The sequence below is a fragment of the Megamonas sp. genome, assembly GCF_986095205.1.
Genome location: NZ_CFQVBI010000027.1, coordinates 20,228 through 27,018, shown reverse-complemented (window position 1 = coordinate 27,018; position 6,791 = coordinate 20,228). Strand labels below are relative to the sequence as shown.

The window sequence follows — 6,791 nt, the reverse complement described above, 5'->3', positions numbered from 1 at the left end:
TTTAAATTCATTTGAGTATTTAGTCATAAAAAAACTGCACCTCCAAAAGTTGTTTTGTGTCCAACTTTTGGGGTGCAGTTCAATTCTTAAGGCTTTTTTATTATCTATTTATTTTTTACGGATTGGATTTATTTTATCATCTTCTGTAATTTTTCTAATTACTCGACAAGGATTACCTACTGCTACTACATCATCTGGTATATCTTTTGTTACCACTGAACCTGCACCAATCACTGAATGTTTACCAATACTTACACCTGGTACTACTGTTACTTTACCACCAAGCCAAGCACCATCACCGATGTTGATTGTTTTTGCTTTTTCAATACCTTCATTTCTAGCTTCTACATCAAAAGGATGTATAGCTCCATAAAGCCCAGATTTTGGCCCAATTAAAGCATGTTTACCAATATTGATTTCATTTGTATCCAAAAATACACCACTATGATTGATAACTGTATTATTTCCTACTTTGACATTACAACCATAATCACAAGTAAATGGTGGTATGATATTAGCATTTTCACCAAATTCTTTAACAATAGCTTTTGCCATTCTATCTTTATAAGATAAAGTATTTATAGTTATTCTGCTATATGCTTCTGTCTTTTTATTATTTTCTTGACGCAATTTCAACATAGAATAATCCATTGCATTATACCATTGACCAGCCATCATCTTATCAAATTCACTTTTATTTATATCTTTTTGTTTTGCTAATTCTTCTTGATATTTCTTACTATCTTCTGCTGTGATTTTACGCAAAACTCTAGCAGGATTACCCACTACTATTGTATTTGGCTCAACGTCTTTTGTTACTACTGCACCAGCACCTACAATGGCGTTTTTACCAATAGTTACACCACCTAAAATAGTAGCTGAACCACCAATCCATACATTATCTTCAACAGTTATTGGCTTAGCATATACAAGCCATTGTTCGCGTTGTTTAGCGTCAATTGGATGCATAACTGTATAGAAACTTACTTTTGGCCCAACTAATACATTATCGCCCAACTTTACCATTGCATTATTAAGCATAATACAGTCATAATTGATAAAGCTATTTACCCCCATTTCTAAATGATTAGCAAACTCCATATAAAATGGGCTATTAATCATAGCGCCTTCATCTAATTTTGCCACAAAAGTTCTTAAGAAATCTCTACGACGCTGAATTTCACTATTAGATAATTTATTTAAAATCTCTACATAATGAACTGTATCTTTCACTATATTAAAAATAGCTTCATCTTTGGCACTATAAATATAACCATTTTCTTGTTTATATTTGCTATCTTTTGTTTCATCATCTAAAATCAAACTATTTATATATTCTCTATCTTTATCATTTATCTGTCTAATTACTTTGCAAGGATTACCTACAGCAATTGAATTATCTGGAATATCTTTTGTTACTACAGAACCTGCACCAATGACGCAATTTTCACCAATAGTAACACCTGGAGTGATGACTACATCTCCACCAATCCAGCTATGTGAACCCACTGTTGCAGGAAGTGCGTATTCAGTTACTTTTTCCTTACGTAATTCATGATGAATAGGATGACATGGTGTAAAAATATTACAATTTGGTCCCATATATACATAATCGCCAATTGTAACTTTTGCTGAGTCTAAAAAGCAACAATTGTAATTTATATATGTGTTATTACCAATAAATACATGGTCGCCATAATCACAACGAAATGGTGGCACAATATAGCTATCTTGACCTATTTTCGCTACTATTTTTCTTACTAAAGACATCACATATTCCGTATCAAAATGACTAACTCTACTCAATTCACTGACTAAACCATATGTTTTATCTTTTATATCAGTTAATTCTTGTTCAAAAACATCGTATAATAATCCTTCTTCTTGTAATTCTCTTGCTGTTTTTGTCATACAACTTTACTCCTCAAAATACATATTTATTCTTTTCTCTAGTTTAGCAAAAAAAGAGCCTTGATAACAAGACTCTTTTTTACTTCTAACGTATAAAATTAGTCATAGTACGTGGTTTTGTTTCTGGTGGATCAATCTTGCCTTTACTTGCTTCTATTACTTTCATTATCCAAGCCATATTGCGAGCTAATTTTTGTACAACTTCAATACCTTCAATATCTTGATTTATTTCTCCTACATCTAATCCATGAAGATTATTCCAATAATCTGCTGTTGGCATTATCATTTCCATAGTATTAAGATACGCATTTAATTGTTGAAATGTTTCTAATGCTCCAGAACGACGAGCAGTTACTATAGATGCTCCTACTTTATGATGAAGTTTATGACCAGCAGCTAAAAAAGCTCGATCTAAAAAGCATTTCATTGTACCTGATATACCACCATAATAAACTGGAGATGCTACGATTATACCATCAGCTTCTACCATTTTATCAATCCATTCATTAACATCATCTTTTTGCACACAATAACTACTGCCAGTCTGTAAACAATGATAACAAGCTAAACATCCTCTTATCATTTTATTACCAACTTGTACAATTTCAAAATCTATACCATTGTTATTAAATACTTCTCCCATAAAATTTAACGCTTGTTCACAATTACCGCCTTTTCTAGGGCTACCATTAAATGCTACTACTTTCATTTTTATTACACTCCAATAAATTATACTAAAAAAGTCCCATAAAATTATGGGACTTTTATTCATTTTAATATTTCAATTAATATTGTCTAGCTTTTGCAAGTTCTACTTTAAGTGCTTCATATGCCTTACGAACAGTTTCACTCTTAGAAACTTGAGGCTGACCTACACGCCACCAATGACCATAACCATGAAGCATTGTTTTTGGTAATACTTTGATATCTATTAATGTAGATACTGTTTGTTTTTCAGCATCTTCTAAAGCTGCTTTTAATTCTTCTACAGTTGTTGCTTTATAAGTTTTGCAACCATAAGAAGCTGCATTCATCGCAAAATCTACTGGTACAAAGCCACCATCTAATTTACCAGTTTTTTCATTTCTGAAACGGAATTCTGTACCAAAGCTACCCATACCATGTTCAATTTCAAGATTGTTAATACAACCAAATGTCATATTATCAAATAACATAACATTAATCTTTTTATGTTCTTGAATAGATGTAGGAAGTTCAGAATGAAGCATCATGTATGCACCATCGCCAACCATAGTATATACTTCTTTATCAGGTTCAGCCATTTTTACACCTAAAGAAGCATTTACTTCATAACCCATACAAGAGAAACCATATTCAACATGGTAAGTATTAGGGTTATATACACGCCAACCTCTTTGTAAATCTCCTGGTAAAGAACCAGATGCACCTACTACAACGCCACCATTTTTAGCAACAAATTGATTAATAATACCAAATGCACGGCTTTGAGTTAGATAGGAACCTGTAATATTGTGGAATTCTTCATATACTTTATCTGTATCTAAAGCATCATCAATTTCTGGAACAAAATCTTTACCTGTATATTCTAAGTTGTATAAACGATCTGTTTCTGCTACATATTTTGCTTTAGCAGCAGCAATTTCTGTAGTATAGGAAGATTTCCAACCAGTTTTTTCAAGTTCAGCATCAATAGCTTCAAGTGCTACTTTAGCATCAGCTACAACCTGTACACCATCTAATTTATATGCATGGAATTCAGAAACATTGATATTTAAGAAAGAAACTTCTGGATTTTGGAAAATCCATTTAGAAGATGTCGTAAAGTCTGTATATCTAGTACCAACACCAATTACAAGGTCAGCTTCTTTAGCAATTTCATTAGCAGCTATACAACCTGTTTCACCAAGACCATTTAAATTCATTGGATCATCCCAAACGATAACCCCTTTACCTGCTTGTGTTTCGCCAAATGGAATATTATATTTATGAGCAAATTCTCTAAATGTATCCCAAGCTTCAGAATATTTTACACCACCACCACAAATGAGCATTGGTTTTTTCTTAGCAGTGATTAATTTAATTGCATCTTCAACCATAGCTTTTGTTGCAGGACGGCGGTCAATGCGATGAACACGTTTCTGGAAGAAGTATTCTGGATAATCATATGCTTCACCTTCAACATCTTGAGGAAGTGCAATTGTTACTGCACCAGTATCAGCTGGATCAGTCAATACACGCATTGCATTGATACATGCACTCATCAACTGTTCAGGACGAGTAACTCTATCCCAATATTTAGATACAGCACGAAAAGCATCATTTGTACTAATAGATAAATCATGTGGTTGTTCCATTTGTTGAAGAACTGGATCTGGCTGACGAGTTGCATATACATCACCAGGTAAAAATAATACTGGTATGCAGTTAGCAGTTGCAGTTGCTGCTGCTGTTACCATATTTGCTGCACCAGGTCCTACAGAAGAAGTACATGCATAAATTTGTTTTCTTCTTTTTTGTTTTGCATAACCCATTGCTGCATGAGCCATACCTTGTTCATTACGACCTTGATGTACAATTAAATCACCTGGATCATTTTCTAAAGCTTCACCAAGACCAACAACATTACCATGACCAAAAATAGTGAAGATACCTTTAAACATTTTATTTTGTTTACCATCAAATTCAATGTATTGATTATTTAAAAATTTTACTAAAGCTTGTGCTACTGTAAGACGAACTGTATTTGCCATTATTATCTAATCCTTTCTTTTCCGATTGCAATATCTATTTTGCTTCTACGGGCAATATTTATCTTTATGTACATAAAATTTCGTTTTCTACCTTGCCTTTACAATTAATACTATAGCATATAATAAAAGAACACTATAGATATAATATTAACTAAAAAATAGGTTTATATTATCTTTTTAATAATATTTTATATTTTTAAACATTTTTAAAAACAAAAAAGCTATAATCTTGATAATTCAAAATTATAGCTTTTCCATTTTTCTATTTTTAATTTATTTTATTTCTTTAGAGGATCCCAAATTTTTGCTTCTGCTCCATCTTCTTCAAGCCAAGCATGTTCTTCACATACAATACGAGTTTTGGCCCAAGGATCATCTGGAAGATGTCTTATCATCCAGCTATACCACATAGCATAACCTGGAGCTGTTACCTGTGGATGTATATCTCCACCAGGAATTGCTACATATGCATTAGTTTCTGTACGGAAGGTATCTTCACCAATAAAAGCTGCACCAAAACCTTGTGGACGGTCAAATTTATATACATATACTTCTGGCTGTGGATGAAAATGTGGTATATAACTAGACCAACGACCTGGGCTATTGATAACTTCACCATTTACCATATTAGAATATGGCGCATTTTCATAATCAAAAATTGTACGAACAGTTCTTGTTGCTGTACCGCTCCATACACCTCCACCGAAGACATCAGCTTGTACATCTTCTGGATGATAGAATTTAGGAGCAAATTTTGTATCGTTTTCTGTTTTTTGGATTAAAACCTCAGAATCTACTACAGCTTCTATAGTAACTTCTGTAGCTAATGGTACATGCAAACAAGTAGGATTTTCATCAAATAAAGAAGTACGTTTCATTACTTCTGTATTATTTTCCCAAGATATTTTTACTTCACCAGTTAAAATTACATAGGCAACTTCTTTTGCTTGTTCGTTAAAAGTAAGTTTTTCACCAGCACTCATAACTTGAATACCAATGTCCATCATCATATTGCTTTCACAAATAGTCGCACTATTATAACCATGTTTTAATTGTGCACCCATTTTACCAAATTTTGCTTCAGCCATTATAACACTACCTTCCATTCAACAGGAGTAATAACTTGTTCAGCTGCATGTTCTTGAATAAAAGCATCAATAGCTGGTGCATCTTGCATTGCTTCAGAACAGCTATGACTAGCAACAACCATAGCTGCATGTGCTGTACCATGACGAAGAGAATCTGCTAAGCTCCAACCTTCTAAAAGACCATAGATAAATGCAGAAGCATAAGCATCTCCACCACCAAAGGATTTTAAAAGTTTAATTTTATAAGAATCAACTTTAAAAGCTTCTTTATCTGCGCCATAAGCTACAGAACCTTTTTTACCATGTTTAATAATAACAATTTGATTACCATAATTTAAATATTTTTCTGCTATTTCATAATCTGCTACATCATTTTCTTCTGGTAAATATTCAGTTAAATTAAATTCTTCACGAGAGCCAATAATAACATCGCTCATGCGTCCAACTAAAGAATAGTAAACAGCAATATCTGCTTTACTTCTCCAGTTGTATTCACGATAGTCAATATCAAAAATAACTTTTGTACCATGCTTTTTAGCATAATTAATTGCCATAAGACAAGCTTCACGAGATGGGCTTGCTGCAAGAGCTGTACCAGATACTAATAAGATTTTGCTTTGTGCAATATATTCTTCAGACACATCTTCTGGAGTAATTACAAAATCAGCAGCCATATTTCTATACATCAAAATACTGCTTTCTGTTGGACTTTTAATTTCAGTGAAAGTAAGACCTAGTTTTTCACCATTTTTAGCTCTTACGATCTGAGTTGTATCAATACCTCTATCATTGAAGAAATTGATAATGAAATCACCAAATTGATCATCAGATACAGCACCAATAAATCCTACTTTTTTACCAAGTTTATTAACACCTACAGCAATATTTGCAGGGCTACCTCCTACATACATAGTGAAAGTTCTTACTTTATCTAAAGTACGATGTATTTCATTTGGGTTAAAATCAATAGCAGCTCTACCAATTAAAACTATATCCATTGGTTTATTTTGATCAAATTCTATTAAAGCCATGTTGTTCTCTCCTTAATCTATATATTTGC

5 protein-coding genes are annotated in these 6,791 nt (G+C 32.7%); all 5 read right to left on the bottom strand.

Features of this window, described 5'->3' with window-relative positions; genetic code table 11:
• Window positions 1-108 precede the first annotated feature (108 nt).
• Window positions 109-1,911: a sugar O-acetyltransferase gene (locus tag AC5LAX_RS04195; RefSeq protein WP_288909115.1), complete on the bottom strand. Its 1,803-nt coding sequence runs from the start codon at window positions 1,909-1,911 to the stop codon at window positions 109-111.
• An 85-nt stretch (window positions 1,912-1,996) separates the two neighbouring features.
• Window positions 1,997-2,620 (bottom strand): flavodoxin family protein, encoded by a 624-nt coding sequence (locus AC5LAX_RS04190; protein ID WP_075555007.1) that lies wholly within the window; start codon window positions 2,618-2,620, stop codon window positions 1,997-1,999.
• Window positions 2,621-2,696: 76 nt separating this feature from the next.
• Window positions 2,697-4,643, bottom strand: coding sequence for a 3D-(3,5/4)-trihydroxycyclohexane-1,2-dione acylhydrolase (decyclizing) (gene iolD, locus AC5LAX_RS04185; RefSeq protein WP_115150781.1), 1,947 nt, complete (start codon window positions 4,641-4,643; stop codon window positions 2,697-2,699).
• A gap of 278 nt (window positions 4,644-4,921) precedes the next feature.
• Entirely contained in the window at window positions 4,922-5,731 is an 810-nt protein-coding gene (locus AC5LAX_RS04180) for a 5-deoxy-glucuronate isomerase (RefSeq protein ID WP_115150780.1), read from the bottom strand.
• On the bottom strand, window positions 5,731-6,762 hold the full coding sequence (gene iolC / locus AC5LAX_RS04175) for a 5-dehydro-2-deoxygluconokinase (RefSeq protein WP_008539192.1): 1,032 nt from the start codon (window positions 6,760-6,762) through the stop codon (window positions 5,731-5,733). The genes AC5LAX_RS04180 and iolC overlap by 1 nt, the downstream gene beginning before the upstream one ends.
• Window positions 6,763-6,791 lie beyond the last annotated feature (29 nt).

Coding starts and splice junctions, on each gene's coding strand:
- AC5LAX_RS04180 (WP_115150780.1), bottom strand. CDS start 5,731: ATGGCTGAAGCAAAATTTGGTAAAATGGGTGCACAATTAAAACATGGT.
- iolC (WP_008539192.1), bottom strand. CDS start 6,762: ATGGCTTTAATAGAATTTGATCAAAATAAACCAATGGATATAGTTTTA.
- AC5LAX_RS04190 (WP_075555007.1), bottom strand. CDS start 2,620: ATGAAAGTAGTAGCATTTAATGGTAGCCCTAGAAAAGGCGGTAATTGT.
- iolD (WP_115150781.1), bottom strand. CDS start 4,643: ATGGCAAATACAGTTCGTCTTACAGTAGCACAAGCTTTAGTAAAATTT.
- AC5LAX_RS04195 (WP_288909115.1), bottom strand. CDS start 1,911: ATGACAAAAACAGCAAGAGAATTACAAGAAGAAGGATTATTATACGAT.